Annotated in this window: 31 protein-coding genes; 11 read left to right on the top strand and 20 right to left on the bottom strand. The window is 59.7% G+C overall.

Annotated elements, in window-relative coordinates:
• Positions 1-104: 104 nt before the first annotated feature.
• Both ARCT_RS0124715 and ARCT_RS0124710 read left to right on the top strand, forming a co-directional pair.
• Entirely contained in the window at positions 105-1,790 is a 1,686-nt protein-coding gene (locus ARCT_RS0124715; RefSeq protein WP_027242507.1) for an acyl-CoA dehydrogenase family protein, read from the top strand.
• Between the two features lie 254 nt (positions 1,791-2,044).
• Positions 2,045-2,713, top strand: a complete 669-nt coding sequence (locus ARCT_RS0124710; RefSeq protein ID WP_240476381.1) for an SGNH/GDSL hydrolase family protein — start codon at positions 2,045-2,047, stop codon at positions 2,711-2,713.
• A gap of 85 nt (positions 2,714-2,798) precedes the next feature.
• On the opposite strand, the gene recO is transcribed toward ARCT_RS0124710, so the two are convergent.
• The 12 genes from recO to folK form a co-directional block, all read right to left on the bottom strand.
• Positions 2,799-3,533, bottom strand: a complete 735-nt coding sequence (gene recO, locus ARCT_RS0124705) for a DNA repair protein RecO (RefSeq protein ID WP_027242505.1) — start codon at positions 3,531-3,533, stop codon at positions 2,799-2,801.
• 154 nt (positions 3,534-3,687) lie between these two features.
• On the bottom strand, positions 3,688-4,017 hold the full coding sequence (locus tag ARCT_RS0124695; protein ID WP_027242504.1) for a DUF1491 family protein: 330 nt from the start codon (positions 4,015-4,017) through the stop codon (positions 3,688-3,690).
• A 124-nt stretch (positions 4,018-4,141) separates the two neighbouring features.
• Entirely contained in the window at positions 4,142-5,047 is a 906-nt protein-coding gene (gene era / locus ARCT_RS0124690) for a GTPase Era (RefSeq protein WP_027242503.1), read from the bottom strand.
• The gene (gene rnc, locus ARCT_RS0124685) at positions 5,044-5,730 is read right to left on the bottom strand and encodes a ribonuclease III (RefSeq protein ID WP_027242502.1); all 687 of its coding nucleotides are present in this window, start codon (positions 5,728-5,730) and stop codon (positions 5,044-5,046) included. Before rnc ends, era begins: the two co-directional genes overlap by 4 nt.
• Positions 5,727-6,563 (bottom strand): signal peptidase I, encoded by an 837-nt coding sequence (lepB, locus tag ARCT_RS0124680; protein WP_027242501.1) that lies wholly within the window; start codon positions 6,561-6,563, stop codon positions 5,727-5,729. The genes rnc and lepB overlap by 4 nt, the downstream gene beginning before the upstream one ends.
• A 61-nt stretch (positions 6,564-6,624) precedes the next feature.
• Positions 6,625-7,080 (bottom strand): holo-ACP synthase, encoded by a 456-nt coding sequence (gene acpS, locus ARCT_RS0124675; protein WP_027242500.1) that lies wholly within the window; start codon positions 7,078-7,080, stop codon positions 6,625-6,627.
• Between the two features lie 81 nt (positions 7,081-7,161).
• Entirely contained in the window at positions 7,162-7,725 is a 564-nt protein-coding gene (locus ARCT_RS27290) for a hypothetical protein (protein ID WP_051360997.1), read from the bottom strand.
• 18 nt (positions 7,726-7,743) lie between these two features.
• Positions 7,744-8,493, bottom strand: coding sequence for a pyridoxine 5'-phosphate synthase (locus tag ARCT_RS0124665; RefSeq protein WP_027242499.1), 750 nt, complete (start codon positions 8,491-8,493; stop codon positions 7,744-7,746).
• A gap of 86 nt (positions 8,494-8,579) precedes the next feature.
• Positions 8,580-9,287: a DUF2062 domain-containing protein gene (locus ARCT_RS26820; protein WP_051360995.1), complete on the bottom strand. Its 708-nt coding sequence runs from the start codon at positions 9,285-9,287 to the stop codon at positions 8,580-8,582.
• Positions 9,288-9,319: 32 nt separating this feature from the next.
• Positions 9,320-11,452, bottom strand: a complete 2,133-nt coding sequence (locus tag ARCT_RS0124655) for a RelA/SpoT family protein (protein WP_027242498.1) — start codon at positions 11,450-11,452, stop codon at positions 9,320-9,322.
• A 40-nt stretch (positions 11,453-11,492) separates the two neighbouring features.
• Complete coding sequence (rpoZ, locus tag ARCT_RS0124650) at positions 11,493-11,846, bottom strand: DNA-directed RNA polymerase subunit omega (RefSeq protein ID WP_027242497.1); 354 nt, start codon at positions 11,844-11,846, stop codon at positions 11,493-11,495.
• Between the two features lie 82 nt (positions 11,847-11,928).
• Entirely contained in the window at positions 11,929-12,510 is a 582-nt protein-coding gene (folK, locus tag ARCT_RS0124645) for a 2-amino-4-hydroxy-6-hydroxymethyldihydropteridine diphosphokinase (protein ID WP_027242496.1), read from the bottom strand.
• A 136-nt stretch (positions 12,511-12,646) separates the two neighbouring features.
• Between folK and ARCT_RS0124640 the strand changes: the two genes are divergently transcribed.
• Positions 12,647-13,219, top strand: a complete 573-nt coding sequence (locus ARCT_RS0124640) for a LabA-like NYN domain-containing protein (protein WP_027242495.1) — start codon at positions 12,647-12,649, stop codon at positions 13,217-13,219.
• A gap of 352 nt (positions 13,220-13,571) precedes the next feature.
• On the opposite strand, the gene ARCT_RS0124635 is transcribed toward ARCT_RS0124640, so the two are convergent.
• On the bottom strand, positions 13,572-15,791 hold the full coding sequence (locus ARCT_RS0124635) for an ATP-binding protein (protein ID WP_027242494.1): 2,220 nt from the start codon (positions 15,789-15,791) through the stop codon (positions 13,572-13,574).
• A 311-nt stretch (positions 15,792-16,102) separates the two neighbouring features.
• On the opposite strand from ARCT_RS0124635, the gene ispH reads away from it, so the two are divergent.
• From ispH to ARCT_RS0124605, 6 genes are all read left to right on the top strand, one after another.
• A complete protein-coding gene (ispH, locus tag ARCT_RS0124630) occupies positions 16,103-17,077 on the top strand; it encodes a 4-hydroxy-3-methylbut-2-enyl diphosphate reductase (RefSeq protein ID WP_027242493.1) in 975 nt (324 codons plus the stop codon).
• 136 nt (positions 17,078-17,213) lie between these two features.
• Positions 17,214-17,828, top strand: coding sequence for a LysE family translocator (locus tag ARCT_RS0124625; protein WP_027242492.1), 615 nt, complete (start codon positions 17,214-17,216; stop codon positions 17,826-17,828).
• Between the two features lie 44 nt (positions 17,829-17,872).
• Positions 17,873-18,466: a class I SAM-dependent methyltransferase gene (locus ARCT_RS0124620; protein ID WP_027242491.1), complete on the top strand. Its 594-nt coding sequence runs from the start codon at positions 17,873-17,875 to the stop codon at positions 18,464-18,466.
• Complete coding sequence (gene rnhA / locus ARCT_RS0124615; RefSeq protein WP_027242490.1) at positions 18,459-18,926, top strand: ribonuclease HI; 468 nt, start codon at positions 18,459-18,461, stop codon at positions 18,924-18,926. Before ARCT_RS0124620 ends, rnhA begins: the two co-directional genes overlap by 8 nt.
• 31 nt (positions 18,927-18,957) lie before the next feature.
• A complete protein-coding gene (locus ARCT_RS0124610; RefSeq protein ID WP_027242489.1) occupies positions 18,958-19,581 on the top strand; it encodes a trimeric intracellular cation channel family protein in 624 nt (207 codons plus the stop codon).
• A 65-nt stretch (positions 19,582-19,646) separates the two neighbouring features.
• Positions 19,647-20,063 (top strand): VOC family protein, encoded by a 417-nt coding sequence (locus tag ARCT_RS0124605; RefSeq protein ID WP_027242488.1) that lies wholly within the window; start codon positions 19,647-19,649, stop codon positions 20,061-20,063.
• 68 nt (positions 20,064-20,131) lie between these two features.
• On the opposite strand, the gene ARCT_RS0124600 is transcribed toward ARCT_RS0124605, so the two are convergent.
• Genes ARCT_RS0124600 through def (ARCT_RS0124575) form a run of 6 tightly spaced genes read right to left on the bottom strand, consistent with a single transcriptional unit; the run spans position 20,132 to position 23,130 of the window.
• Positions 20,132-20,368 (bottom strand): GlsB/YeaQ/YmgE family stress response membrane protein, encoded by a 237-nt coding sequence (locus ARCT_RS0124600; RefSeq protein ID WP_027242487.1) that lies wholly within the window; start codon positions 20,366-20,368, stop codon positions 20,132-20,134.
• A 12-nt stretch (positions 20,369-20,380) separates the two neighbouring features.
• Positions 20,381-20,617 (bottom strand): hypothetical protein, encoded by a 237-nt coding sequence (locus ARCT_RS0124595; protein ID WP_027242486.1) that lies wholly within the window; start codon positions 20,615-20,617, stop codon positions 20,381-20,383.
• Positions 20,618-20,665: 48 nt separating this feature from the next.
• Entirely contained in the window at positions 20,666-21,586 is a 921-nt protein-coding gene (gene fmt / locus ARCT_RS0124590; protein WP_027242485.1) for a methionyl-tRNA formyltransferase, read from the bottom strand.
• A gap of 16 nt (positions 21,587-21,602) precedes the next feature.
• A complete protein-coding gene (gene def / locus ARCT_RS0124585) occupies positions 21,603-22,100 on the bottom strand; it encodes a peptide deformylase (protein ID WP_027242484.1) in 498 nt (165 codons plus the stop codon).
• Positions 22,097-22,606, bottom strand: a complete 510-nt coding sequence (gene def, locus ARCT_RS0124580) for a peptide deformylase (protein ID WP_027242483.1) — start codon at positions 22,604-22,606, stop codon at positions 22,097-22,099. Before def (ARCT_RS0124580) ends, def (ARCT_RS0124585) begins: the two co-directional genes overlap by 4 nt.
• A 5-nt stretch (positions 22,607-22,611) precedes the next feature.
• Positions 22,612-23,130 (bottom strand): peptide deformylase, encoded by a 519-nt coding sequence (def, locus tag ARCT_RS0124575; RefSeq protein ID WP_027242482.1) that lies wholly within the window; start codon positions 23,128-23,130, stop codon positions 22,612-22,614.
• Between the two features lie 217 nt (positions 23,131-23,347).
• On the opposite strand from def (ARCT_RS0124575), the gene ARCT_RS0124570 reads away from it, so the two are divergent.
• Both ARCT_RS0124570 and ARCT_RS0124565 read left to right on the top strand, forming a co-directional pair.
• Positions 23,348-24,520 (top strand): MalY/PatB family protein, encoded by a 1,173-nt coding sequence (locus ARCT_RS0124570; protein ID WP_027242481.1) that lies wholly within the window; start codon positions 23,348-23,350, stop codon positions 24,518-24,520.
• A 2-nt stretch (positions 24,521-24,522) separates the two neighbouring features.
• Positions 24,523-25,062 (top strand): L,D-transpeptidase family protein, encoded by a 540-nt coding sequence (locus ARCT_RS0124565; protein WP_027242480.1) that lies wholly within the window; start codon positions 24,523-24,525, stop codon positions 25,060-25,062.
• Between the two features lie 120 nt (positions 25,063-25,182).
• On the opposite strand, the gene ARCT_RS0124560 is transcribed toward ARCT_RS0124565, so the two are convergent.
• Positions 25,183-25,551: a hypothetical protein gene (locus tag ARCT_RS0124560; RefSeq protein WP_027242479.1), complete on the bottom strand. Its 369-nt coding sequence runs from the start codon at positions 25,549-25,551 to the stop codon at positions 25,183-25,185.
• Positions 25,552-25,738: the final 187 nt, after the last annotated feature.

The raw sequence follows: 25,738 nt of genomic DNA, 5'->3' as shown, positions 1-25,738 counted from the left end.
CGTCACGCAACTTTTTATCATTTTGCCGCAGTGCGGCGTATTTTTGTTGCGCTGCACCTGCAAAGTGATTTACCACCTTAGCGACCAAAGAAGGACGTGATTCAATGGCTCATGACGGACAGGACCTGCAAATGAAACCGATTGTGCTCCCCGATCTGCTGACACTCACCGGCGCAGCAATTGCTCCCCTCGAAGCGACCCTGGAGGCCGCCCGGACTGCGGTGCGCAATCTGGTCACCCAAGAGGGCCGTGTTTCGGGCCAGCTGATCGAAGAAAACCAGACCGCCGCGCACGGGCTGTCCTGGCTTGCCACCTATGTCTACTCGCTGCGCCAGATGCAGCACTGGGCCGACAAACTGCAAAGCGATGGCGCCTTTGGCGAGATGGAACAGCTGATCCACCAGATCGCCTTTGGCGAATATCTGGCGCAGGTTCAGGGCGGCATCCAGATGAACCAGGGTGAAATTCTGCGCCTTCAGGATCTTGGCCTTGGTCAGGAGGCCTGGACCGCACTGCGCACCGAGGCTGTTGTGACCCTCACCGAGGCTGGCAATACCCAGGCCGCACGCAGCCGTCTGGCCGAAATGATGCAAGAGCAGGCCGGGGCCACCATGTTTGGCGCCTCGGGTCTGGAAGAAGAGCTGGAAATGATCCGCGATCAGTTCCGCCGCTATGCCTCGGACAAGGTCGAGCCCCACGCCCACGACTGGCACCTGAAGGATGAGCTGATCCCGATGGAGGTCATCGAAGAGCTGGCCGAGATGGGCGTCTTTGGCCTGACCATCCCGGAAGAATTTGGCGGCTTTGGCCTCTCCAAGGCCTCGATGGTTGTGGTCTCCGAAGAGCTGTCGCGTGGCTACATCGGTGTGGGCTCTCTTGCCACCCGCTCGGAAATCGCTGCTGAGCTGATCCTTTGTGGTGGCACGGATGAGCAGAAAGAGCAGTGGCTGCCCAAGATCGCCAGCGCCGAGATCCTGCCGACGGCTGTTTTCACCGAGCCAAACACCGGTTCCGACCTTGGCTCGTTGCGCACCCGTGCGGTGAAAAACGCGGCGGGCGACTATGAGGTCACCGGCAACAAGACCTGGATCACCCATGCGGCCCGCACCCATGTGATGACCCTGCTGGCGCGCACCGACCCCGACACCACCGATCACCGAGGCCTGTCGATGTTCCTGGCGGAAAAAACCCCCGGCACCGATGCGGAGCCCTTCCCCACCCCCGGCATGACTGGCGGCGAGATCGAAGTTCTGGGCTATCGCGGCATGAAAGAATACGAACTGGCCTTTGACGGATTTGCCGTGAAACAGGCAAACCTGCTGGGCGGTGTCGAAGGCAAGGGCTTTAAACAGCTGATGGAGACCTTTGAGAGCGCCCGGATCCAGACGGCGGCCCGCGCCATCGGCGTGGCCCAGTCGGCGCTGGATATCGCCATGCAATACGCCCAGGACCGCAAACAGTTCGGCAAGAGCCTGATCAACTTCCCCCGCGTCTCTGGCAAGCTGGCGATGATGGCGGTCGAGATCATGGTCGCGCGTCAGCTGACCTATTTTTCCGCCTGGGAAAAGGATCACGGCCATCGCTGCGATCTGGAAGCCGGCATGGCAAAACTGCTGGGCGCCCGTGTTGCCTGGGCCGCCGCCGACAACGGCCTGCAGATCCATGGCGGCAATGGTTTTGCGCTGGAGTATAAAATCAGCCGGGTGCTCTGTGATGCACGGATCCTGAATATCTTTGAAGGGGCTGCGGAAATTCAGGCACAGGTCATTGCGCGCCGCCTGCTGGCCTGACCCCTTTGCTGCAAGACCCCTGAAAATGCCCGGCCATTGGTCGGGCATTTTTGTTCCTGGCGCCTCTTCGACGCGATCTCCACATCAGGCCTGCTGCCCCCAAAATGCCCCGGCTTTGCCTTACCCTCTGCCTTGATGCTTTTTATTGGTTAACGACACCCGGTGCGATTGCATTCAGAACCTCAGTTCCAACCCAAGTGAGCCCCGTGCCCATGCCTCAATTTCTGTCTCGGTTATTCTATATTTTCTGTGCCATGCTTGCCCTTTCCGGCTGTGGTGAGCGCGCGCCCCAGAACCCCAAAAGCGGGGTTCTGGTGATGGGCGATTCGCTGATGGCCTGGAATGGCACGTCCCAGCGCGCGGTCTCAGACGTGATGGAGAAACGTCTGCAGGTCGAGGTCACGGATCGCTCGGTTTCTGCGGCACGAATGATCTATCGCCTGCCCGTCAGTGGGGCAGCCGGATTGAGTATTCCCAAACAAATGCCCAAGGGTGCAGGCGATTGGGACTGGGTGGTGCTGAATGGCGGCGGCAATGATCTGTGGCTGGGCTGTGGCTGCACCGCATGTCGGCGCAAGATGGACCGGCTGGCCTCCGGGGATGGCAGCAGCGGCGCAATTCCTGACCTTGTGACCCGGTTGCGCAACAAGGGGGCAAAGGTGATCTACACCGGCTATCTGCGCAGCCCCGGACTCGGCTCTCCCATTGAATACTGCAAGGACGAAGGCGAAGAGCTGGATCGGCGCGCAGCCCGGATGGCGGCCCGTGACGACGGCGTCTATTTCCTGTCTCTGGCCGATCTGGTGCCGCATGGGGATCGCAGCTACCACGCCTTTGATATGATCCACCCCTCGGTCAAGGGAAGCGATGCAATTGCCACCCGGATTGTGGACCTGATCACAGGGGCAACACAGCCGGAATAACCCCGGCAGTCGACAAGAAGAGAGCCGGGCTAGGGGTGGCCCCGCCCAGCAGCGCCGTTTCCTGACCTGGCGCGCCTATAAAGCTTCAACTGCCCGGCAATCGGCGCATGAATGCGTCAATAAACCTGCTGCGGGCCTGGGGCAGCGGTTGGTTCCCCAGACTGGGCGCCAGCCGCTCTGACAGAAAAAACCCGGTGGTCTGCAGCCCCTGCGCCACCTCATGATCCGCGGCATTGCCTATCCCGCGCAGGACCGGCGGCAGCGGCAACAGGCGGTCGACCCATTGCCCGGCCTCCTGCACAGACACCGCCCGCCCCGTCCTTGGCGAGATATAGGCCAGATCCTCATTGCGCCCGGACACCGCGCAGGCGCTGAGATCAAGCCCAAACCCCATCTCCTTGAGCAGGGCCATTTCCCAGCGCAGATAGGCCAGGGGCCAGAGCTCGGCCTGCTCCAGAAGATCCAGCAATTGCTCGGACTGTTTGTAAAGGTCCGGGTAGGCTTCGCGCTCGGGCAGGCAAAACCCCAACAGAGCCGTCACCGCATTGAGCCCCGCCAGCGCCATACGACCAGAAAAGGCCGCAGCCGCACGGCTGCGCAGCGGTTCGGCCTGATAGCTGCCCAGGTGATCCTCCAGCCGGGCCCGCCACAACAGATCCAGCTGCGCCCCCGGTTGCAGCACCGGCGCCTTTTTGCGGCTGGCACCGCCATGCACAATACCGGCGTGGCGGCCATGGGCCTCGGTAAAGACATCAATGATCACTGCCGTTTCCCCATGGCGACGGCTGGACAGTAAAATGCCATGATCACGCCATTCCACTGCTGTTCTCCCCTGGTTGCGCGATCCGGCCCCGACGGATCCAGCCCAGGCCATCAGACCCGAACAGCAGAGCAACAGCAAGCCCCGCCATCGCCTTTGACAGATGGGCGCCCAGACCGGATTTATTCAAGACCGGGTTTATTCAAAACTGGGCTTATTCCAGCCCCGGTTCATCCAGCAGATGACGGCCGGCGCGGTCCTCGACCTCGATCACCCAGAGATCCGGATCAAATTCCTGCTGCCGCCGGATCGCGGCGTCAACATCGGCCTCGACGCCGCTGGCATGTTCAATCCATTTGCGCGCGCCGCTCATCAGATCGTAGGAGCGGTGAAACGACTGCGCCTGCCCGTCCAGAGTGTTCAGTTTGACCAGCACCGCGCCTGCGGTGTCATCGCCATGGGCAGTGACAAATCCAGGGATCTCCTGAAACCGCAGACGTGCAAGATAGGCATCAACCCAGAAACGGGCGGTCAGTCGGGGCATTGCGGGGCCTCTGGTGTGATCCCCGCCGCAGGCCGCCGCATCTGTGGCAGCCGCCGGAGCCTCCGGCGGAGATATTTAGGGAAAGATGAAGGGTGGTACGCGCCCTGTGCAGAGCGCGCCCCGCCTAGTTGCCGTCTTTGAAGTCCAGTCCCATTTCCGAGTAGCGCTCGGCCTCTTCCAGCCAGTTGGGGCGCACTTTGACCTGCAGGAACAGATGCACCTTGCGGCCCAGGAACTCAGTCAGCTCTTCGCGGGAGGCCTGCGAAACCGCCTTGATGGTTTCGCCGCGCTTGCCCAGAACGATGCCTTTGTGACCATCGCGAACCACATAGATCACCTGGTCGATCTTGGCGGAGCCATCTTTGCGCTCTTCCCAGTTTTCGGTCTCGACCGTCATCTGGTAGGGCAGCTCCTGGTGCAAACGCAGGGTCAGCTTTTCACGGGTGATTTCTGCTGCGATCATCCGCATTGGCAGGTCGGCGATCTGGTCTTCGGGATACAGCCAGGGACCTTCGGGGAGCGTCTTGGCCAGCCAGCTGCGCAGCACCTCGACCCCGTGGCCACGCTCGGCAGAGATCAAAAAGGTTTCGGCAAAATCAAAGCGATCGTTCAGGCCCTTGGTAAGGCCAAGCAGCACCTCGGATTGCACCCGGTCGATCTTGTTGATCACCAGGGCCACGGTCCGGCCCTGGGCCACATCCGCGAGACCTTCGAGAATGCGCTCCACGCCTTCGGTGATGCCACGGTGGGCCTCGACCAGCAGCAGCACAATTTCAGCATCGGCAGCGCCGCCCCAGGCCGCGGCGACCATGGCGCGATCCAGACGGCGGCGGGGCTGAAACAGGCCGGGGGTGTCGACAAAAACAATCTGGCTCTCGCCTTCCATCGCAACGCCGCGCACCCGGGCGCGGGTGGTCTGGACCTTATGGGTGACAATCGAGACCTTGGCCCCGACCATCCGGTTGAGAAGAGTGGATTTGCCCGCGTTGGGCTCTCCGATCAGGGCGACGAACCCGGCGCGTGTTGTCATGTTGATTGCTCCAAACGTGCCAAGAGCGCCTTGGCTGCGGCCTGTTCTGCGAGACGTTTTGAGCCCGCAACTGCGCGCTCTTCGGTGCCATCTTCGAGCCGAACAGCAATGGTAAAGATAGGTTGGTGATCCGGGCCTTCGCGCCCCACCTGCACATAGTCAGGCGGCGATTGACGGCGCGCCTGGACATATTCCTGCAGCGCGGTTTTGGGATCACGGGCGTCGGCTTCGACCTGGTGAATGCGCGCGCCCCAGAGGCGCAGGATCATCGCCTGGGCGACTTCAAACCCTGCGTCCTTGTAAACGGCGGCAATCACCGCCTCCATGCCATCGCCCAACAGCGCCAGCTTGCGCCGTCCGCCGGACATCATTTCCGAACGGCCCAGTTTCAGCACCTCGCCCAGTTCGATCTCGCGGGCGACATCGGCGCAGGCTTCTTTGCGCACCAGGGCGTTGAACCGCGGCGCCAACTGGCCTTCGCTGGCGTCTTTGTCATGCTCCAGCAGGGCTGTTGCCATAACCAGGCCAAGCACACGGTCGCCGAGAAACTCCAGACGCTGGTTATCCTTGCGGTTTGGAGAGGAAACGGAGGGGTGGGTCAAGGCGCGCACCAAAAGCTCGGGCCGGGCAAACTGGTGCCCGATCCGCTGTTCAAAGACGCGCATTTCTTTGGATAGTTTCACTCGATCCCCTTGAAGTAGCGGTCAGAACGCCAGGTCCAGAAAAACAACATGGAGCGGCCGGCAGAAGAGAACATGATACGATCCGCGCGCCCAATCAGATTTTTGAGCGGAACAAAGCCAACGCCACCAGCAGTCTGTGCCAGACGGCTGTCGCTGGAATTGTCGCGGTTGTCGCCCATGAAGAAAAAATGCCCCTCGGGGACTTTATAGACGCCAGTGTGGTCCGCAGACTGATTGCCAATATTGAGGATCGCATGCGTATTGCCATTTGGAAAGGTCTCAATCTGGCGCGATTTGAGACAGCTTCCGCCAAGGCCCACAGGCGCATTTTCACACCGCGGGCGGGAGCCCTGTGGCCCCTGCGGCGCCATGGCTTCCTCAAAGTTGCCCGCATCCTCTAGCCCTACGGCTGTGCCATTGATGAACAACACGCCGTTTTTCACCTGGATACTGTCACCCGGCAGGCCAATCAGCCGTTTGATAAAGTCGGTCCCGGTGACCGGATGGCGGAAGACAACCACATCGCCGCGCTCGGGGTCAGAGCCCAACAAGCGAGAATTGTCATTGTCGAGAAAGCCACAGATGTCTTCGGCGTCGATATTCAGCCCAATCGCACCGATCCGCACGCTGGGGCAGGAGGCGTAAGAATACCCATAGGCCATCTTGTTGACGAAGAGGAAATCACCAATCAGCAGCGTCTCCTTCATCGACCCCGAGGGGATCCAGAAGGGTTGGAAAAACAGGGTCCGAAAGACCCCAGCAATCAAAAGGGCATAAACAATGGTCTTTACCGTTTCGAGGATCGATTGTCCGGCCGTAGGTTTTGCCGTCATCAGGCTCTCCGGGTTATAAATTGAAGGGTCCGGCGCTACATGAGCGCGTGGGGGGCGCGAGTCAAGCTTCACTGGCCGTTTCAGCCGACTGATCCGCAGACTGATCCACTGGCTGAGCACAAATTGGCCGGGCCTCAATGACCACAAAGGCCTGTGCCCAGGGGTGATCATCGGTCAATGTCACATGAATAACCGCGCTGTGACCCGGTGGTGTCATTTTGGCCAGGCGCTCTGCCGCCCAGCCGGTGACCTGCATCACAGGCTGGCCGCTGCGCAGGTTGCTGACGGCCATGTCCTTCCAGGCGATACCCATGCGCAGCCCGGTGCCAAGCGCCTTGGAGCAGGCTTCTTTGGCGGCCCAGCGTTTGGCATAGGTGCCCGCCACGTCCCGCCGCCGTTCGGCCTTGCGCTGCTCGACATCGGTAAAGACCCGGTTGCGGAACCGATCCCCAAACCGATCCAGAGTGCCCTGGATGCGTTCGATATTGGCAAGGTCGGTTCCGATACCCAGGATCATGACGGGCCTCTCAGGAGTTCAAGGGGAATGCCCTGGCACCAGCCACCGCGCAGTCCGGGGCGGCGCAATTGCCCGGCAGCGCTACTTTTTTGCGCCTTGGTCGCCGACAGACGGGGCACTGGCGGATGGTGTACTGGCAGATAATGTACTGGCCGACGGGGCAGAGGCTGGCGCTGCGGATGCTGCCTCCAGGGCCAACTGACCAGAGGATTGATTGATCCGGATCGACACGGGCTGGATGCTTGCCGGATCCACACCACCGGTATCCGGGTCAAACCGGCCAACGGGAATGGTCACCAGCAGGCCCTTTCCAGCATCATAGCGGCTGTTGCTCTGCTCCAGGAAAACCTGGCGAAACCCGGTTCCTTGCCGGTCAGACAGAACATGACAGGCCTGGCCATATTCAGGGTCTGGCGACAGAATAAGCAGATGGCTGGAGCAACAGGCGGGCTCGCCGCCAGTGTCCAGCAAAGCAATACGTACCGCACCATCCCCATAGGTGCGACTGGTCTCTGCCCAGGGTTCGACCAGATTGGCAGCTGAGGCCACCCAGTCACAGCTCTGCAGGCTTTGCGCCCCAGCACCTGACGCCCCCGACAAAGCGATCACGGCACCGCCGGTAAGTCCTGAAAAGAAACGTCGCATGGTGTTTACCCCCAAATCTTATCCCTGGCGTGCCAGATCCATCTGACGGCGCATTTCGGCCAGGGCGGCGGGCAGGCCAACAAACATCGCCTCTCCCATCAGAAAATGGCCGATATTGAGCTCCTTGACCTCGGGCAGGGCGGCAATCGGGCCAACGCTGTCATAGGTCAGACCGTGCCCCACATGCACCTCCAGCCCCAGATCCGTGGCATAGGCGGCCATTTCGGTGATCTTGGCCAGTTCCGCATCACGCACATCCCAGCGTCCTTCAGCCCAGGCGTCGGCATAGGCTCCGGCGTGCAATTCGATCACCGGCGCACCAATCCGGTGGCTAGCCTCGACCTGCGACTTCTCGGCGCCGATGAACATCGACACCCGGCTGCCTGCCTGGCACAGAGGCGCGATATAGTCCGCAAGCGCATTGTCATTGCCCGCCACATCCAGCCCCCCCTCGGTGGTGCGCTCTTCGCGTTTTTCCGGCACCAGGCAGACCGCATGGGGTTTGTGGCGCAGGGCGATGGCCTGCATTTCCGGCGTTGCCGCCATCTCGAAATTCAGCGGGATGCGCAGGGCCGCCATCAGGCCGTCGATATCGGCATCGACAATATGGCGGCGGTCCTCGCGCAGATGGGCGGTGATGCCATCGGCGCCTGCGTTCTGCGCCAGGATTGCAGCCCGGACCGGATCCGGGTTATCGCCGCCACGCGCATTTCGCACAGTGGCCACGTGGTCGATATTCACACCCAAGCGCAATGCGTTCTGAGCCATGTCATGTATCCCGAGATCAGTATCTGTTGCCGCGAGATTAGACCGCAAACCGCCAAGAGCAACCCCTCCGGCGCGGAGGTGGCTGGTTATTTCACCTTGCGCACCCGTGGCAGGGCCAGTTTGGGTTTGGGCTTTTTGGTTTCGACCACCGGTGAGATCCCGGCGGCTTCCATCTCGGCGCGCTTCTTGATCGCCTCAAACTTGGCCTTGATGCGCGACCGCCGGTGCTGCTGATAGGCGCGGATCACCGGCAGGCTGATCATGTAGCAGATGGTAGCGGTGATGACACCGGGCAGAATACCGCCAACCAGATAAGGAAAGAACACCTCATCGTAGAACAAGGACAGCCCGTGCCAATCAGCCGGCTGGTCGTGAAACAGCGCAAAGAGATTGTCTTTCAAATCTTTGCCCGCATCCAGAAACTTACCAACCAGAGAGCGATCAACCTCTTCGTATTCGGTGCCCAGCATCCAGTGTCCGGTCTGCAGGGCAGCAACCCCAATCGGCACATAGGTCAGCGGGTTGCCAAAGAAGGTGCCGCTCAGCGCCGCCAGGATATTGCCGTTCATCAGCCGGGCAATCAGTGCCGCGACGATAAAATGCATGGCATAAAACGGCGTAAAAGTGGTGAAGACCCCGGCCCAGACCCCGCGGGCAATGCGTTCGGGCGAATCAGGCAGGCGGCGGACCCGGTGCCTTACGTATAGAAATGCCCGTTTCCAGCCCCCGCGGGGCCAGATGAAATCCGCGACCGCTCGATGAAGCGGGCGTCTATCACGGCGCCTGAATACCAAAGCCCTGCGTCCTTCCTAGTTCCAACCGAGCCTCAGCCCGAAATCAAGCGTTTCTCCGGCTTCTCCCGGAAACGCGCAACTTCGGCGACGTCACTCTCGGCCTCCAATGTTAACATCAGAGAATGCAGCTGCTCCACATCCCTGAGTTCAACATTTATCATCAGCCGGTAAAAGTCTGGTTTCCGATCCAAAAACTCAAGATCGGAAATATTGGCCTTTTTCTCACCAATCAATGTGCAAATTCGTCCCAGGACTCCTGCATCATTGCCGACGGTCAACTCCAGGGTGACTCCGTAAGCCGCAGGGTGTGTGCCACTGTGCCAATGCACGTCAACCCAGCGTTCCGGCTGTTCCTCAAACTCGCCCAGCCGATCGCAATCGGCGGTGTGGACAACAACGCCGCGGCCCCGGTAGGTGATGCCAATGATCCGCTCCCCCGGCAGAGGCTGACAACAGGGGGCGCGTTCAAAACTCTGGCCGACTTCCAGGCCAATAACGGCACGACGGGGTGAAATCACATCGCCATCTTGCGAGGACAGTTCAGGGTAGACCGCCTGCACCACATCGTGGGCGGTAATCTCGGCAGCCCCAAGCTGCGCCAACAACTCGTTCACCGAGACGATCCGCAGGGCCCTTGCGGCTGTTTCCAGTGTTTTATCGGTGGATTTGCGGCCCACATGCTCAAAGGCAGAGCGCGCAAGTTCCCGCCCCAGTTTGACAAACCGCGCCCGGTCCGCCTCGCGCAGGGCACGGCGGATGGCAGTGCGGGCCTTGCCGGTTGTGGCGATCTCCAGCCAGCTCACCTGGGGCGTCTGCCCCTCGGCGGTGATGACCTCGACCGATTGACCGTTGCGAATGCGGGTCCACAGAGGCACCCGAATGCCGTCGATCTTAGCGCCAACGCAGGCGTGGCCGATCCGGGTGTGGATGGCATAGGCAAAATCAATGGGCGTGGCGCCCTTGGGCAGCTTGGTCACATCGCCTTTTGGCGTAAAGCAAAAGACCTGGTCGGAATACATCTCCAGCTTCACCGCTTCGAGGAACTCATCGTGGTCCTCTTCGGCGTCGAACTGTTCCGTGAGCGAGGCAATCCATTTTGCCGGATCCACCGCAAAGGGGTTCTGCGAGCGCACGCCATCGCGATACGACCAATGGGCCGCAACGCCGGTTTCGGCCACATCATGCATCTGACGGGTGCGAATCTGCACCTCCACCCGTTTGCCGTCCCGGCCTGAAACGGTGGTATGGATCGAGCGGTAGCCGTTGGATTTTGGCTGGCTGATATAGTCCTTGAACCGTCCCGGCACCGCCCGCCAGCGCTGGTGAATACAGCCCAGTGCCCTGTAGCTGTCTTCTTCGCATTGGGTGATGACACGGAAGCCATAGATATCTGACAGACGCGAAAAGCCCTGATCCTTGGCCTGCATCTTGCGCCAGATCGAATAGGGCTTCTTGGCGCGGCCAAAGACTTCGGCCTCGATGCCGGCTTTTTCCAGCTCAACCCGCATGTCGCCGGTGATCCGGTGGATCACGTCGCCGGTTTCCCGTTGCAGCGTCACAAAGCGGCGGATGATCGACTGGCGGCCCTCGGGGTTGAGCACCTTGAAGGCCAGGTCTTCCAGCTCTTCGCGCATCCATTGCATCCCCATGCGGCCCGCAAGCGGCGCATAGATATCCATGGTTTCGCGGGCCTTCTGCGCCTGCTTTTCCGGCCTCATCGCCTTGATGGTGCGCATATTGTGCAGCCGATCAGCCAGCTTGACCAGAATGACCCGCAGATCCTTGGACATCGCCATAAACAATTTGCGGAAGTTCTCCGCCTGTTTGGTCTCACGGCTGGAAAGTTGCAGATTGGTCAGTTTGGTGACGCCATCCACCAGCTCGGCCACCTCCAGGCCAAAGCGGCTGACAACCTCTTCATAAGAGGCCTTGGTGTCTTCGATGGTGTCATGCAGCAGCGCGGTGATGATGGTGGCATCGTCCAGTCGCTGTTCGGTCAACAGGGCGGCAACCGCTACGGGGTGGGAAAAATAGCGTTCACCCGAGTGGCGGAACTGGCCTGCGTGCATCTCTTCGCCATAGGCAAAGGCCTCGGCGATTTTGTCGGCATTGGTTTTTGGATTGTAGTTGCGGACCAGAGCAATCAGGTCTTCTGGTGAAATCATATCCGGTCCGCAGCCTCAAAATTGGGAGTTATGGCTGATGTCAGCCCTGCCCCTGCGCCTCCATGAGAGCACGCAGCAGTTTCTCTTCTGACATGTCGTCGTCAGCAGGTTTGTCGTTTTCGGCCCCCATCAACAGAGCCATCGAATCTTCTTCGGGCTCATCGACTTCGATCTGATTTTGATTACTCTCGATCAGACGCTCGCGCAGATCATCGGCGCGCTGGGTCTCATCCGCGATTTCGCGCAGCGACACGACGGGGTTCTTGTCGTTGTCGCGATCAACCGTGAGCGCAGCTCCGGCAGCGATTTCGCGGGCGCGATGGGCCGCCAGCATGACCAACTCAAAGCGGTTTGGTACTTTATCTACGCAGTCTTCAACCGTTACGCGGGCCATAGGCGACTCTCCAAAATCAGTGTGGGTCCGGAAAAGCGACTTTTACGCCCATATCTTTTTGTTGACAAGCGCAGAAAACGCTTCAATCCGGGGATTGCAGCGGCAGAACCGCCTCCAAATCCGATTTTGGCAGCGCAGCACAGAGTTCCGCCGCCGTTTTCCCCAAAATTGGGTGACGCCACTCCGGGCAGATGTCACACATCGGCACCAGAACAAAGGCGCGGTCCTGCATCCGAGGATGCGGGAGAATCAGGTGATCAGGTGTTTGTGACATTTGTTGTTCCAGAGGCAGGTCGCGCCAATGTTGGTGAATAGCAGGATCAGGAAACACTTTCTCGCCCAGAGAAATCAAATCCAGATCCAGTGTTCGCGTCCCCCAGCGTTGCTTTCGCAAACGAGAAAATTTTTGCTCAACACTATGTAAGCACTGCAATAATGCTTCGGGATCAAGCGCGGTTTCAACCGCCATCGCCGCATTGACAAAATCAGGCCCGGCCCCGGCTGGAAAACAAGGGGTTTGAAAAAGGCGTGAAACTTGGCACTGTTCTCCCATAAGGAGAGCAACTTCCTGCATTGCAGCCATTAGTATTTGTCGTGGCGACATTTCGCCCAAGGGTAAGTTACCCCCCAAAGAAATGATCGCTTTTGAACGTAGATTGGTCACTTTTGACCTCATTTAGGAAAAACCGTACACTTGAAGCAGGTGCCAAAGTACTTACAATATGTCCACCCGTTTCGCCGCCCCCAATTCACTCACGGATCTTTTGGCGTAAACGGATTTACCGGAAGGACACTTTAGGATGTTTTACAAAGACGAACGGCTTGCGCTGTTCATAGACGGTTCGAATCTATACGCCGCAGCCAAGGCGTTAGGGTTTGATATCGACTACAAGCTTTTGCGACAGGAATTCATGCGTCGCGGAAAGCTCTTGCGGGCCTTTTATTATACGGCGCTGCTGGAAAATGATGAGTATTCCCCCATCCGCCCCCTTGTTGACTGGCTGCATTACAATGGCTTCACCATGGTGACCAAACCGGCCAAGGAATACACCGACAGCATGGGCCGCCGCAAAGTCAAAGGCAACATGGACATCGAACTTGCTGTGGATGCCATGGAACTGGCCCCACGCGTTGACCACATCGTTCTGTTTTCAGGCGATGGCGATTTCCGCCCGCTGATTGCCAGCTTGCAGCGTCAGGGCGTTCGCGTCTCTGTCGTTTCCACCATTCGCAGCCAGCCGCCTATGATCTCTGATGAACTGCGGCGTCAGGCTGACAACTTCATCGAGTTGGAAGAGCTGAAAGATGTCATTGGGCGCCCCCCGCGAGAGCATCCCGCTGACACAAGGTCAGTCTCTGCAGTTGAGGGCTAAAGAAACGCGCTCCGGCGTGTCCTGCAGTTGGGACACACTGGTTTCATTGCCTGGCGGCCTGCCGGATAAGTCTGGCCCGGGCGCTCAAAGCAGGACTAAGCGTCAAAACCTCCCTGTCAAAAGCAGTGATCACCTGTTCCCGGGCCTCTCCAAACTGGCAGCCTCTAGCAGTTGATCAAAAAACAGTAGGTAAAACAGTCGTTCAAAACGGGCAGCCACTCACTCAGCCCGTTTTGAACCCCTCCTGCTCAGTCCACTCTCCTGCCTGATATCCCCTTGTTCTCCCTGCTCGGTATTCCGCCTGATTTGCCCCGTACACCCTACCTGCCCTGGCAGTCCGCAGCCCGAGCCCCTAACTGCGCTGCGCAGCAGCCCATCTCCGGGTTTCGGCGCTGACAACGGAGGCCGGTAATTGCTGACGGATCACAGCTTCCAAACCGGCAATTGTCACGGGCTTGGAGACAAAGGCATCCATTCCCTCTGCCAGGCATTTTCCAATCTCACCCTCCAGAGCATTTGCCGTCACCGCGACTATCGGCGTATGGCGCAGCCCCCGTTCGGTTTCGATCTGGCGAATGGCGCGGGTCAGCTCAAACCCATCCATGACCGGCATCTGGCAATCCGCCAAGACCATATCAAATTGACCGTTCTGCCAGGCCGAAAGACATTCTGCCCCGTCACGTGTCATCGTCACCGTGCACCCCAGCAGGGCCAGCTGGCTCTCAATGACGGCGCGGTTGATTTCATTGTCCTCAGCCACCAAAATCCGCCCCCCCGTCTTGTTCAACGCGGCGGAACGACCCTTGGTCCCTGGGCGGGCTTTGGGCTCTTTGGGCTCTTTGTTGCTATAGCCAACCAGGCTTTCAAGGGCCTCCCACAGCTCGCTGGGCAGGACCGGCCCGGACTGCACCACGGCCCATCGGTTGTTTGAGCTGAACTTCTGCATGTCTGCGCAGGATTTGAACTCAAGAACTTTCAGGTCTGGAAGTTCTTTTTCAATCCGGGTGCGGCACCAGCTGGACAGGTGATCATCTGCGGTCTCTTCGGGCAGAACAAAAATGGACTCCCGGCCGGCCAAGCGGGCGAGGGCAAGAAACTCTTCCCGGCTGGCCACCCATTTGAGGTCACAATCCGCAGCCAATACATAGGTGGGCCAGTTACAATCCCGCCCCTGCTCTGGCAGCATCGCCACAACTTTTGTCCCCGCCAACCTGGGCCCCTTGATCGGCCCGGAGGGTTCCAGAACAGGTAGCCGTACCGTGAAGGTACTGCCCTCCCCCAGGGTGCTGTCCACCGAAACTGTACCTCCCATCTTGGAGACCAGTTGCTGTACAATCGTCAATCCCAGGCCATTGCCCTTGATCATGCGTTTTGCCACCACTGCAGAGCGCTCAAAGGGTGCAAAGATCGCCTCCTGGACCTCCGGTTCAATACCGATGCCGTTGTCTTCGACGACAAAATCAATCCAGCCGGGCTCACATATCTCAACACGCAACCGCACCCGCCCAGCAGTCTCGTCGGGCAGTGGTTCAGAAAACTTGATCGCATTGCCGATGAGGTTGAGCAGAATCTGACGCACGCGGCCTGCATCGCCTTTGAGCGTATCCGGCAGATCCGACTGCACCGCCAGGGACAGATCCACATCCATCTGGCTGGCATAGGGCCGCAGCGTTGCTGTCGCCCCCTCGATCAGCGGCAACAGCCGCATTGGCGCTTCGAACAACTCCATCTTGCCAGCCTCGATACGGGAGACGTCCAGGATGTCGTCAATGATCCACAGCAGCGAGGTCGACGAATCTTGAATGGTGTGCAGAATGCGCCGTTGTTCCGGGGTAAGTTCCGTTCTTTCAAGCACCTCAACCATACCAAGCACCCCGTTCATTGGCGTGCGGATTTCATGGCTCATGGCGGCAAGGAACTCGCTTTTGGCGTGATTCGCCTGGCTTTCCTTTTGGTGGGCCCGCAACAGATCGTCACTATAGCTTTCGGCCAGCTCGCCAAAGGCCATCATTTCGACAACAAGGACGGCAAAAACCGTGACCAAAACACCGCCAGTGAGATAGCTGGTGGGAATCGCCACCTCTACGAGTGGCGGGCCAAAATAGTCACTCCCGAGAAACCGGAACATCAGCCAGCTGCCAAAGACAATGCCCAGCAGTGTAACGATCATCGCCTTTTCGCGACGCATCGAAAACGTCATAAAGGGCCCACCGAGAAGGACTACAAAAAACAGTTCGATATAGCTTTCGGGGGGCATGGTAAAAACAGATCCCATGACCGCAGCCCAGCCCGTAAAATACCATAGAAGGCGGGCCAAAAGCGTGTATTCCGTTTTCAATAGCAGGCTCGCGGCAATCGAGCCAACAATTGCAATGGCTGAGATGATCACCATGCTCGGCGCATTTATGAAAACGCCCAAAACGATCCACAGGAGGCCCAGAACCACGACGAGGTTACAGGTGACGCTTACGGTGCGAAACCGGCGCCCCATGGTGACCGCGTATTGCTGGGCCACAAAATCGCTCTCTTCATCCCAAGGAAGGTATTCGGGTTGGCTCGATTTATCGTTCACAGCGCTTTTCAATCCTCTACCCGACCAGCATTACATACTGCTCAACCCCCCAAAGGGCATCGCGCGTAGCCCCTCCCTTTTGGTACAGGACCACACCCCATTGCCCCGAACATGCAACAGATCAGTTAACATATTCCTTTTTTCATAGTTTTGTTCCCTGTTGAAATAGCCCGGAACTGTGGACAGCGCTGCGGCAGTGCCCCTCGCTGCCCTCCAAGTGCTGGAGCCGTGCCCCGTCGTTTCTTCAGGTCGGCTCATCAGGCTGGACCTCCGCCCGGCAAAGCCTTACTTCTGCCGTTAAGGAGACGCCGATGACCAAACCTGCCCTGACACTGTATCTGGCTGCGCCACGCGGCTTTTGTGCCGGCGTTGATCGCGCCATAAAGATTGTAGAACTGGCGCTCGAAAAATGGGGCGCTCCGGTCTATGTGCGCCACGAGATCGTTCACAACAAATTTGTAGTGGATGGGCTGCGGGCCAAGGGCGCCATTTTTGTCGAAGAGCTGGAAGAATGCCCCCAGGACCGCCCGGTGATTTTCTCGGCTCATGGGGTGCCAAAATCGGTGCCCGCAGCCGCTGAGGCGCGCCAGATGGTCTATGTCGATGCCACCTGCCCGCTGGTCAGCAAGGTCCATATCGAGGCGCAGCGCCATGCCGAACAGGGGCTGCAGATGATCATGATCGGCCACAAGGGCCATCCCGAAACCATCGGCACCATGGGGCAATTGCCCGAGGGTGAGGTCATTTTGGTGGAAACCCCCGAAGATGTGGCTGAGGTGCAGGTGCGCGACCCTGAGCAACTGGCCTATGTCACCCAGACCACCCTGTCGGTGGATGACACCAAAGGCATCGTTGCGGCGCTGGAAGCGCGTTTTCCGGCCATCGTCGGCCCGCACAAAGAAGACATCTGCTACGCCACCACAAACCGGCAGGAGGCGGTTAAGGCCGTTGCTCCAAAATCGGATGCCATGCTGGTTGTGGGCGCGCCCAATTCGTCAAATTCACGCCGCCTGGTCGAAGTCGGGTCAAAAGCGGGCTGCAAATATGCCCAGCTGGTGCAGCGGGCGGAAAACATCGACTGGCGCGCCCTGGAGGGGATCTCAAGCATTGCCATCACCGCCGGTGCCTCAGCGCCTGAGCTGTTGGTCAATGAGGTCATCGACGCCTTTCGCGCCCGTTATGATGTCACGGTTGAGGTGGTCGAAACCGCCGTGGAACGTGTCGAGTTCAAAGTCCCGCGAGTGCTGCGCCACCCCGCCGACAAAGTGGCCGAAACCTCAGCATGACAGTGGTCTGATAACAGCAGCCTGATAGCTGTGACCAGAGCCAGCTTGCGGCGGCTCTGGCTGTTTACGGCGCGCGCGCTTGCTCTTAGGCTATGACTTCAGATCAGATCTGAAATCCTGCCGAAAGGGCCAGCCTATGATTTCCATGCAATTTCTCATCACCGCAATTGTTGTCGTTCTGGCTCCCGGAACCGGGGTTCTGTATACGCTGGCGCTGGGACTTGGTCAGGGGGCGCGGTCAGCGGTCTGGGCCGCTTTGGGCTGCACCCTTGGTATCCTGCCACATCTCGCTGCCGCGACGCTGGGGCTGGCGGCCGTGCTGCACAGTTCCGCGCTGCTTTTCCAAATCGTCAAAATGCTTGGGGTGCTTTACCTGCTCTATCTGGCCTGGCAGGCCCTGCGCTCCGGTGGTGCCCTGACCATTTCTTCGGAGACCAAACCGCAGCCCGCTTTGCGCATTGCCCAACGGGGCGCTCTGATCAATATCCTCAACCCCAAGCTTTCGGTGTTTTTCCTGGCCCTGTTGCCGCCCTTCCTGACAGGCGATCCTACGCATGCCACCTATGAGATGGCCGTGCTGGGCGCGGTGTTCATGGGGCTTACCTTTGTGGTTTTTGTGCTCTACGGATATTTTGCAGCCCAGGCGCGGCATTTTGTTCTGGGCTCGGAAACCGTGGTGAAATGGCTCAACCGGGGCTTTGCAGGCATTTTTGCCGCCCTTGCCGCGCGACTGGCCATTGAACGCGCCTGAACGCCACCGCCCTCCTCCCAATACCCCCATAGGTAAGGCCTTCGATGAGCGACGCAGAAACTCTCCGCATCTATGACGACAAGGCGGCAGACTATGCAGCGCAGAACCGCGAGCACCTGCTCCAGGATCCGCGGCTGCACAGCTTTATCGCGGCCTGCCCCCGCGGTGGGCGGGTCTTGGATCTGGGCTGTGGACCGGGCACCTCGGCTGCGGTGATGGTCGCAGAGGGCCTGCGCGCCGATGCGATGGATGCCTCAACCGAAATGGTGGCGCTGGCCAACGCGCTTGAAGGGGTCACCGCCTGGCAGGCAACCTTTGACGAGATCTCCGCAGACAAGGTCTATGATGGCATCTGGGCCAATTTCAGCCTGCTTCATGCGCCGCGCGCTGCCTTCACGAAACATCTGGCAGCACTCAAGCGCAGCCTAAAACCCGGTGGCGTCTTTTATATCGCCCTCAAACTGGGTAAAGGCGAGGCCCGCGACGCCCTTGGGCGGCTCTATACCTACTACGAGGAAGACGAATTGAAAGATCTGCTCACAACCACCGGATTTACGGTGGTGAACTGCGCCTTTGGCCAGGGCAAAGGCCTGGACGGCCAAATGGCCCGCTGGATCTCGGTGGCCTGTCATGGCTGATCTCTATGCCTATACCGATGGCGCCTGCTCGGGCAATCCCGGCCCCGGCGGCTGGGGTGCCCTGTTGCAGGCCAAGGATGGCGATACTGTCATCAAGGAAAAAGAGCTCAAAGGCGGCGAGGCAAATACCACCAACAACCGGATGGAGCTATTGGCCGCGATCAATGCGCTGGAAAGCCTCGACCGGCCCTCGGCGCTGACCCTGGTGACCGATAGCAACTATGTGAAAAACGGCATCACCGGCTGGATTTTTGGCTGGAAGAAAAACGGCTGGAAAAACGCCGCCAAAAAGCCGGTCAAGAATGTCGAACTATGGCAGCGCCTGGATGCCGCCCAAAGCCGCCATCAGGTGACATGGGAATGGGTCAAGGGCCATGCGGGCCACCCCGAAAACGAACGCGCCGATGAGCTGGCCCGCGCCGGCATGGCCCCGTTCAAGAAAAGCAAATCAAAGGCATGAGGCCCGCGCAGGGGATCAAGGAGAGATCACAATGACTTTTGTCACCCTGCTCGATTATGCTGCGGTTCTGGTTTTTGCCCTGACGGGCGCACTGGTGGCGAGCCGCGCCCAGCTGGATATCGTCGGCTTTGCCTTCATCTCGTGTTTGACGGCGGTGGGCGGCGGTACGGTGCGCGATCTGGTGTTGAACCGCGAAGAGGTGTTCTGGGTTGCCGATCCAAACCACATCCTGCTGGCGGCAGGCGCGGCTGTCGTGGTGTTCTTTACTGCCCATCTGGTCGAGAGCCGGTTGCGACTGCTGATCTGGCTCGACAGTTTTGCCCTCGCCGTTGCGGTCTCGGCTGGCACCGGTGCGGCACTGGCTCTGGGCAAGCCCGCTGTCATCGTGGTGCTGATGGGCATGGCCACTGGCAGCCTGGGCGGGCTGATGCGCGATGTGGTGGTGGGTGAAGTACCCTTGGTGCTGAAACAGGGAGAGCTCTATATCACCTGCGCCATGAGCGGGGCGATTGTGGCGGTTGCAGCCAGCTCATTTGGCCTGACCTCTGGACTCGCCCTGATCCTCTGCGCTGCGGTATGCTGGGGGCTGCGGGCAGGCTCCATTGCCTTTGGCTGGCACCTGCCGGTCTACAAAAGCCGCCCGCCACGCCAGTAAGTTTTCGTCTCACACCTGGCGGGTCTGTTATCTAGGGAAGGTCAAAATTTGAAGAGGACGCGCAAATGATTGCCTATGTAACCGTCGGGGCAGATGATATTGCGCGCGCAAAGCGGTTTTATTCTGCGCTGCTGCCAGCCCTGAACTATGAGCTGACCGAGAGCCCCGAAGGTCTGAGTTATGTGCTGCCACGCCAGTCGGACCAATCTGCGCCGCTGCCTGACTTTTACGTAAAACCAACCTTCGATGGCGCTCCGGCCTCGGCTGGAAACGGCGCCATGATCGCCTTCGAGGCAGGCGGTCAACAGCAGGTCCGTGACCTGCATTCCGCCGCGCTTGCGGCTGGCGGCACCGACGCGGGCCAGCCCGGCTTTCGCGCCAGCTACGGGCCCCGGTTCTATGTTGGCTATCTACGCGATCCCCAAGGCAACAAGATCGCTCTCTTTTCAAGTAATCCAGACGAGCCGGGGCGAGATGGGTAGCAGGGCTGTAGCCCCCTCAAAATCAGGCCTTGTAGTGCAGGATGCTTGGTGGATTATTCCTGCGCCACTCAGCGTTTGATATAGGTCTGCCAAAGCCAGATCAGCAGCAGAGCACCCAGCACCGCGCCGACAAGGCCCGCCACCATGCCCATCACCGTCAACAGCGCGCGCAGGACAAAGCCGCCGATCAGGGCGCCGGCAATGCCAATCGCCATGGTGGTGATGATATCGGACTCGATCCCCATGATCCGCGTGGCCAGAAATCCGGCGGCCACACCGATGATGATCAGAAATATAACACTCATGAAGTCTCTCCGCTAACGACGCCAATGAAACGGCACGATGATCAGGGCGCCAACCGAAGACGCAATTGCATTCAGCCCCGGTGACGCAAACCCGATGCCAAACATGATCCGCACAAAGTAGAACAAAAAGGCGCCCCCGACGCAGATGATGATCGAAGGCAGATAGCCGTTCTGGGTAAAGCCGCTCTTTTCTGCCGCGTAGCCAGTAATCCCGGCAATCACCACGGTGCCCATCATGGTCAGAAACAATGCTCTACTCCCCGTTGCAGCTGGCGCCCTGTTACAGTTGGCACCCCGTTACAGCTGGCGCCCTGTGGCAAGCGGGAAGCCCCGCACAAAGATTTCGCGATCCTGCGCGCCTTTGCCCGCCCGTTGCAAGCGCAGAATCTCAACCGCGCCTGCCCCGTCACCCGCGCCACAGGCAATTGTCAGGCTGTCACCGTCCAGCACCTGTCCCGGCGCGCCGCTGCCCGCAGCCAGCCGCGAGGCCAGCAGTTTGACCCTTTGACCATCAATGTCGACCCAGGCGCCGGGAAAGGGCGACAGGGCACGAATTTTGCGGTCCACCTCTGTTGCCGGTTGCGTCCAGTCGATCTGCGCCTCGCTCTTGTCGATCTTGGCGGCATAGGTCACGCCCTCCTGCGGCTGTTCATCCGGTGTCAGCCCATCGAGATGACGCAGCGCGGTGACAATCAGCGAGGCGCCCATATCCGACAGGCGGTCATGCAGCTGGCTGGTGGTTTCCTCATCGCCAATGGGGGTGCCTTCGCGCAGCAGCACCGGCCCGGTGTCCAGCCCGGCCTCCATCTGCATGATGCAGACGCCGGTCTCGGCATCGCCGGCCATGATGGCGCGGTGGATGGGCGCCGCACCGCGCCAGCGCGGCAACAGGCTGGCGTGGATGTTCAGACACCCCTTGGCTGGCGCATCCAGAATCGCCTGCGGCAGGATCAGCCCATAGGCCACCACCACGGCGATATCAGCGCCCAGCGCGGCAAATTCCGCCTGTTCGGCTGCGCCCTTCAGCGAGACCGGATGGCGCACCTCAAAACCCAGCTCAGCGGCGCGGGCATGTACCGGGGTGGGCCGGTCCTTTTTGCCACGGCCTGCCGGGCGCGGCGGCTGGCAATAGACCGCTGCGATCTCGTGACCGGCCTCAACCAGTGCTTCCAGCACCGGCACCGAGAACTCCGGCGTTCCCATAAAGATGATACGCATCAGATGCTCCCTGGATTTACCCGTTCAGTTTCTTGGATTTCTTGATCAGCATATCGCGCTTCATCTTGCTCAGGTGATCAAAATACAGTTTGCCGTTCAAATGGTCGATCTGATGCTGCACGCTGGTGGCCTCGATGCCGACAAAATCGCGCTCAGTGATTGTGCCTGTCTCATCCATGTAGCGCACGGTGACGGCGCGGGGGCGTTTGATCCTGGCCGAGACCCCAGGCAGATTGGGGCTGGCCTCTTCGTGTTCACGCAACTGGGTCGAGGCATGCAGCACCTCGGGGTTGGCCATGCGCACGGCGCGACCGCGCTCCTTGGAGCCATCCACCACCGCGAGGCGCAGCATGACCCCGATCTGATTGGCCCCCAGACCAACGCCCGGCATGGCCTCCATGGTGTCGATCATGTCGGTCCAGATTGCGCGGATCTCGTCGGTGATCTCGCTCACCTCGGTGGCGGCGGTGCGCAGGCGTTTGTCGGGCCAGGGCAGGCAAATACGTGCGGTCATGCGGGTCTCTCCAGATATCGGCGATAGGTTTCTTCCGCCTCAACGCGGGCCTCAGGCACGAGGCGGTCAAGGGTCACCAGACCATCAAGGTGGTCATATTCATGCTGAATGCACCGGGCGGCAAAGCCGTCAAATGTGCCGGTCTGCCAACAGCGTGCCTCATCCTGCCAGCGCAGTGTCACGGAACTGGGCCGCAGAACCGGTGCCATCACGCCGGGGATCGACAGGCAGCCTTCATCGCCCGTCGCCAGCTCAGCCCCAAAGGTCAAAATCTCGGGGTTGATCATCGCCAAAGGCGTGCCCGGCCCGTCCTTCCAGGTGGCATCCATCACAAAGACGCGTTGCAGCACCCCAATCTGCGGTGCCGCCAGCCCACGGCCCGGAGCGGCGTACATGGTCTGAAACATATCGGCAATCAAAGTGCCAAGATCCTCCTGCGGCGCAACCAAAGCGCAGGGGGTCGACAGGCCCGCGTCCGGCCATTGGAGGATGGGCAGCAGCGCCATGAGCTCTAGTCCCGCGCCAGCTCTCGTTTGAGCTTTTGCATCTTCCGGGTGATCATCTGACGCTTTAGCGGTTTCAGGTAGTCGATGAACAGTTTGCCATCCAGATGGTCGATCTCATGCTGCACACAGGTGGCCCAGAGCCCGTCAAACGTCTCACGTTGCAGGTTGCCATTGCGATCCAGCCACTGCACTTCGACATCCCGCGGGCGGGTGACCTCGGCATATTGATCGGGGATCGACAGGCAGCCTTCCTCGTAGACATTGGTTTCATCCGAAAAGGAAAGGATCTCCGGGTTGAACATCACCAAAGGCTTGGGCTCGACGCCCTCCGCTTTTTCGCAATCCAGCACGATAAGGCGATCCAGAACACCAATCTGTGGTGCCGCCAGCCCAATGCCGGGGGCGCCGTACATGGTTTCCAGCATGTCATCTGCCAGCAGACGCAGCTTGTCCGACAGATCGGCAACCGGAGCGCAGACCTTTTTCAAACGGGGATCGGGATGGATCAGGATCGAATGTTTCATGAGGGTGATTTAGGCCATTGCCCCTGTCACTGCAACGCCCTGCATGCGCAACTCTGTCGCCTGCCCCCCCCTGTGGCCCCCTGTGACCCTCTGTCCACCTGCCAAAAGATGCCCAAATGTGCCGCGGCCCCGGCAGCTGATGCCCCCAGAGGAACAGATCCCCTTGCACCTAGCGTATTTGCCGCTAGCTTCGCTGGCAAAATAGCGGAGTATCCCCATGGATTTTGACAGCATCATCGACCGTCGCGGCACCCATTGCGCCAAATGGGATCTGATGGAGAGCCTTTACGGCGTCTCACCCGACACCGGCCTGGCCATGTGGGTGGCCGATATGGACTTTGCCGTGCCCCCCATGGTCACCGATAAGATGCGCGAAATGGCCGATCACGGGGTCTATGGCTATGTGAACTGCGACACGCCCTACAAGGATGCGATTTGCTGGTGGATGCAGAATCGCCATGGCTGGACGGTCGACCCCGAAGCCATTTTCACCACCACGGGCCTGGTGAACGGCGTCGGCATGTGCCTGGATACCTTCACCCAGCCTGGTGATGGCATTGTGCTGTTCACGCCGGTCTATCACGCCTTTGCCAAGGTCATTAACAATGCCGGCCGCGAAGTGGTGGAATGCCAGATGATCAATCGTGATGGCCGCTATGAGATGGATATGGCGAGCTATGACGCACAGATGACCGGCACCGAAAAGATGGTCATCCTCTGCTCGCCCCATAACCCCGGTGGCCGGGTCTGGACCCAAGAGGAATTGCAGGCGGTGGCTGATTTTGCCAAGCGTCACGACCTGATCCTGCTGTCGGATGAAATCCACCATGATCTGGTCTTTGACGGGGCAACCCATATCCCGATGCAAAACGCCGTGCCGGAGATCACCGACCGGCTGTTGATGCTGACCGCCCCCTCCAAGACCTTCAACTTTGCCGGGCTGCATACCGGACAGGTGATCATCCCCGATCCAGATCTGCGGGCGAAGTTCCAGCGCCGCATGCTGGCCCTGGCGCTATCGCCAAACTCCGCCGGTCAGTTTGCCACCGCTGCGGTCTATTCCCCCGAAGGTGCCAAATGGGCCGATGCGCTGGTCGCCTATATTGATGGCAACCGTCAGGTCTTTGATGCTGCCATCGCCGATATTCCCGGGCTCAGCTCGATGAAACTGCAGGCGACCTATCTGTCCTGGATTGATTTCTCCGGCACCGGCATGAGCCGGGAAGAGTTCACCAAACGCGTTGAACAGGGTGCAGGCATTGCCGCCAACCATGGCACCACCTTTGGCACGGGCGGCGAGAACTTCCTGCGCTTCAACATGGGCACTCAGCGCAGCCGGGTGATTGAAGCAGGGCAGCGTCTGGCCGAGGCCTTTGCCGACCTGCAATAAACATGGTGCATCCTGGTGCAAAACGGACCGCGATCCTCCTGATCGCGGTCTTGGTCCTTGGCTGGGGGCTGTGGCAGCTCTACCGCCCCAGTCCCGCCAGTCCCGATCTGGCGACACTGGTTGATCGGGTTGACCACATCCTGATTGAAAAATCGGCCCGCCGCCTGACTGCCAGCCGCGCGGGACAAAGGGTTCTGCAATATGACATCGCGCTTGGCTTTGATCCCATCGGAGACAAGAGCCGCGAAGGCGACGGCAAAACCCCGGAAGGCCTGTTCACAATCGACCGCCGCAATCCAAACAGCAGCTATCACCTGTCGCTGGGGATCACCTATCCGCAACCCAAGGACATCCGCCGCGCGGCTGCGGCAGGCATAGATCCGGGCGGAGATATTTTTATCCACGGCCAGCCCAACGCATTGGGTAATCTCGTAACGCTGCCAGGAGATTGGACCGCCGGCTGCATCGCCATCAGCAACACCGAAATGGAACAGCTGTGGCGGCTTGTGGATCTGGGCACCAGGGTGGAAATCAGACCCTAATAAGGGCTTTCCCCCAAAAAAAGGACCCGCAACCAACAGGTCTGCGGGTCGGCTATTTTCTATGGATCCCAGATCGTATTGACTGGGGGCACGTCCGTCAGATTGGCCCTACAGGCGGCTTTACAGGCGGCTTTCGGCACCTTCATTGCCCAACAGCCCAACCGGCGCATTTGGCGCGCGGTAGAAATCCAGCGGTGCCGTGTCAGAGGCGGCAGTTGCACGTTTGAACTCATAGCGCATTTCGCCACCCTCGGCCTCGGAGGCGACAATCAGGCACTGCGACACATGACGCGATCCCTCATAGAGATCGACCAATCCCCGCAGCTGCGGCACAAATTCCTCTTCGACTGAAAAGCCGTTTGCCCAGGTGCGCAGAACCGGGAAATAGCCACCCTCTACAGCCACCCGCAGACGGCTTTTCTTTTTCAGGCCGGAAACGCGTGCAGCATCCAGCGCCTCTTGAACAGCTTTTGGCACATAGGTGGTCATGGCAGTGGCCCTTTTGGTAATGGGTTGAGCGACGGGAATCGCATCAGGGTCGGCTTGGTACCTGCCTCTAAAGGTGACCCACAAACAGATAAAATCAAGTGAACATTTTGAAACAAACCCCGAGGTAGCAGGTCGGTCCCGGATAGGCTGTCCTGCTGCCCGTCGGGCGATCACAGGCCCCACGCGC

The organism is Pseudophaeobacter arcticus DSM 23566, from assembly GCF_000473205.1.
Lineage (GTDB): Bacteria > Pseudomonadota > Alphaproteobacteria > Rhodobacterales > Rhodobacteraceae > Pseudophaeobacter > Pseudophaeobacter arcticus.
The sequence above is the reverse complement of the archived record's forward strand: the minus strand, read 5'-3'. Positions and strand labels throughout refer to the sequence as shown.

Bases quoted from the DNA above. Each gene is read 5' to 3' on its own strand.
- ARCT_RS0124715 (WP_027242507.1), top strand. From the start codon at position 105: ATGGCTCATGACGGACAGGACCTGCAAATGAAACCGATTGTGCTCCCC.
- ARCT_RS0124710 (WP_240476381.1), top strand. From the start codon at position 2,045: ATGCTTGCCCTTTCCGGCTGTGGTGAGCGCGCGCCCCAGAACCCCAAA.
- ARCT_RS0124695 (WP_027242504.1), bottom strand. From the start codon at position 4,017: ATGCCCCGACTGACCGCCCGTTTCTGGGTTGATGCCTATCTTGCACGT.
- era (WP_027242503.1), bottom strand. From the start codon at position 5,047: ATGACAACACGCGCCGGGTTCGTCGCCCTGATCGGAGAGCCCAACGCG.
- lepB (WP_027242501.1), bottom strand. From the start codon at position 6,563: ATGACGGCAAAACCTACGGCCGGACAATCGATCCTCGAAACGGTAAAG.
- acpS (WP_027242500.1), bottom strand. From the start codon at position 7,080: ATGATCCTGGGTATCGGAACCGACCTTGCCAATATCGAACGCATCCAG.
- ARCT_RS27290 (WP_051360997.1), bottom strand. From the start codon at position 7,725: ATGCGACGTTTCTTTTCAGGACTTACCGGCGGTGCCGTGATCGCTTTG.
- ARCT_RS0124665 (WP_027242499.1), bottom strand. From the start codon at position 8,493: ATGGCTCAGAACGCATTGCGCTTGGGTGTGAATATCGACCACGTGGCC.
- ARCT_RS0124655 (WP_027242498.1), bottom strand. From the start codon at position 11,452: ATGATTTCACCAGAAGACCTGATTGCTCTGGTCCGCAACTACAATCCA.
- rpoZ (WP_027242497.1), bottom strand. From the start codon at position 11,846: ATGGCCCGCGTAACGGTTGAAGACTGCGTAGATAAAGTACCAAACCGC.
- ARCT_RS0124640 (WP_027242495.1), top strand. From the start codon at position 12,647: ATGTTTTACAAAGACGAACGGCTTGCGCTGTTCATAGACGGTTCGAAT.
- ispH (WP_027242493.1), top strand. From the start codon at position 16,103: ATGACCAAACCTGCCCTGACACTGTATCTGGCTGCGCCACGCGGCTTT.
- ARCT_RS0124625 (WP_027242492.1), top strand. From the start codon at position 17,214: ATGATTTCCATGCAATTTCTCATCACCGCAATTGTTGTCGTTCTGGCT.
- ARCT_RS0124620 (WP_027242491.1), top strand. From the start codon at position 17,873: ATGAGCGACGCAGAAACTCTCCGCATCTATGACGACAAGGCGGCAGAC.
- rnhA (WP_027242490.1), top strand. From the start codon at position 18,459: ATGGCTGATCTCTATGCCTATACCGATGGCGCCTGCTCGGGCAATCCC.
- ARCT_RS0124610 (WP_027242489.1), top strand. From the start codon at position 18,958: ATGACTTTTGTCACCCTGCTCGATTATGCTGCGGTTCTGGTTTTTGCC.
- ARCT_RS0124605 (WP_027242488.1), top strand. From the start codon at position 19,647: ATGATTGCCTATGTAACCGTCGGGGCAGATGATATTGCGCGCGCAAAG.
- ARCT_RS0124600 (WP_027242487.1), bottom strand. From the start codon at position 20,368: ATGAGTGTTATATTTCTGATCATCATCGGTGTGGCCGCCGGATTTCTG.
- fmt (WP_027242485.1), bottom strand. From the start codon at position 21,586: ATGCGTATCATCTTTATGGGAACGCCGGAGTTCTCGGTGCCGGTGCTG.
- def (WP_027242484.1), bottom strand. From the start codon at position 22,100: ATGACCGCACGTATTTGCCTGCCCTGGCCCGACAAACGCCTGCGCACC.
- def (WP_027242483.1), bottom strand. From the start codon at position 22,606: ATGGCGCTGCTGCCCATCCTCCAATGGCCGGACGCGGGCCTGTCGACC.
- def (WP_027242482.1), bottom strand. From the start codon at position 23,130: ATGAAACATTCGATCCTGATCCATCCCGATCCCCGTTTGAAAAAGGTC.
- ARCT_RS0124570 (WP_027242481.1), top strand. From the start codon at position 23,348: ATGGATTTTGACAGCATCATCGACCGTCGCGGCACCCATTGCGCCAAA.
- ARCT_RS0124565 (WP_027242480.1), top strand. From the start codon at position 24,523: ATGGTGCATCCTGGTGCAAAACGGACCGCGATCCTCCTGATCGCGGTC.
- ARCT_RS0124560 (WP_027242479.1), bottom strand. From the start codon at position 25,551: ATGACCACCTATGTGCCAAAAGCTGTTCAAGAGGCGCTGGATGCTGCA.